Origin of the sequence: Komagataeibacter xylinus NBRC 15237 (genome assembly GCF_001571345.1) — a bacterium.
Taxonomy (GTDB): domain Bacteria; phylum Pseudomonadota; class Alphaproteobacteria; order Acetobacterales; family Acetobacteraceae; genus Komagataeibacter; species Komagataeibacter xylinus.
On sequence record NZ_BCTP01000114.1, the window covers coordinates 1 to 1744 of the forward strand.

The 1744-nt window shown below is 55.3% G+C and carries 1 protein-coding gene; it reads left to right on the plus strand.

Features of this window, described 5'->3' with window-relative positions:
* Positions 1-93 precede the first annotated feature (93 nt).
* Positions 94-1710 carry an ISL3 family transposase gene (locus tag GXY01S_RS17790; protein ID WP_082770971.1) on the plus strand — a complete coding sequence of 539 codons (1617 nt, stop codon included), beginning with the start codon at positions 94-96 and terminating at the stop codon, positions 1708-1710.
* Positions 1711-1744 lie beyond the last annotated feature (34 nt).

Consider the following 1744-nt stretch of genomic DNA (forward strand, 5'->3'; position numbering starts at 1 on the left):
GGGTTCTTCCGCATTTTTCGTGATGGGTATCTTGTACTGTGGTTCTGGAACTGGAAAATCCTGAAAGTCGCCCACTTTCATGGATATTCCCCAGTGTCACGCCTTCGGATCCTTGATCTTCCCCGTTCCCTCGTCGTTCGTCGTGTTGTTGCACTGGACAACAGAGTGGAGATCGAAGTCGGTCTGCGCAAGCGGAGTGTACTGTGTCCGGACTGTCAGTGCCCGACACAACGCGTTCACAGCTTCTATCAGAGAAAACTTGCGGATCTTCCATGGCAGGGCCGTCCGGCCACGCTGTTCGTTTCTGTACCACGCTTTTTCTGTCAGGCTGCGGTCTGTCCACGTCGGACCTTTGTGATGCCCCTTGACGGGATAACCGTGCGTCATGGCAGACAGACCACGCGTCTTACCGATCTTCATTATTATATCGCCCATACCCTGGGCGGTTCCGCTGGTGCACGAATGACCGTGCGCCTGTGTTGCCCCATCAGCCCGGACACTCTCATTCGCCGCCTCCTTTCCCGGGCACGGAACACCAGGAAAGACATGCCCCCTACACGCGTGGTAGGGGTGGATGACTGGGCATGGCGACGGGGACATCACTATGGAACGATTGTGGTCGATCTTGAGAAAAATGATGTCATTGACCTCCTGCCAGATCGGGAGGCTGCGACCCTGGCCCAATGGCTGCAGGCCCACCCCGGTGTTGAAATCATTGCCAGAGACCGTGCTGGTGCTTATGCAGATGGATGCCACAGAGGCGCGCCATCAGCTCTTCAGGTGACGGACCGCTGGCATCTGCTGAAGAACCTGTCAGAGGCTTTTGTCAGCATACTGGGCCGTTTCACGACAACAGTCAGAACCCTGACGCGACAACTCAGCGCATCAACGACATTGAGCGAAACGTCTGGAACAGTCAGGACACAACCAGAAGAAGCGCAGACGCTCATCAGGCCAGTCTCTGGGGAGCGACGTGAAACTCTTTTCAATGAAGCTCTTGCCCTGAAAGCAGAAGGGCACAGTATTCAGGCTATCGCCACAACGATCGGAGTAGAGAGAAAAACCGTGCGGCGCTGGTTTCAGCGGGGCCATGCGCCAACATGGAAAAGGACGGTTCCGACACGCAGCATACTCGGGCCTTACATATCCCATCTGGAAAAGAGATGGGTCGAAGGATGTCGGAATATTCGCCAGCTATGGCGGGAACTCGTGGAGCAGGGGTTTACAGGAAAATATGGCACTGTCCGGAAATGGGTGACGACGCGACAGGGTATTTCCACGAAACCCGTTTCTTCCGCGTATGTCTCGCCCCCTCTGGGGCGCAAACTTGCACGCCTTCTTCTTGCAGATGATCCATTGTCTGCTGGACGACAGGACGGCCTACTTGTTCCTGCCCTTCTGGAAGCCGAACCGCAACTCGCTGTCACGCTCTGCTGGCTCAGGAAAATGCAGAACCTCCTCTGTAAAAAGGAGGACACCAGAAAGGAGGGCGATCTGAAGGCCCTGCTGGAAGAAGGGAAAACGACGCTGCTGTCACGTTTGATTCCTGCGCTTGAACGGGATGCTGCTGCCATTGAAGCTTCTCTCGTCACACCATGGACAACCAGCCCGGTTGAAGGACAGATCAGCCGATTGAAAATGATCAAGCGAACCATGTTCGGAAGAGCAGGCTTCGAACTCCTCAGGGCTCGTGTCCTCCAGCCCGCATAATCAAAAACATCATCACGAAAAGTGCGGAAGAACC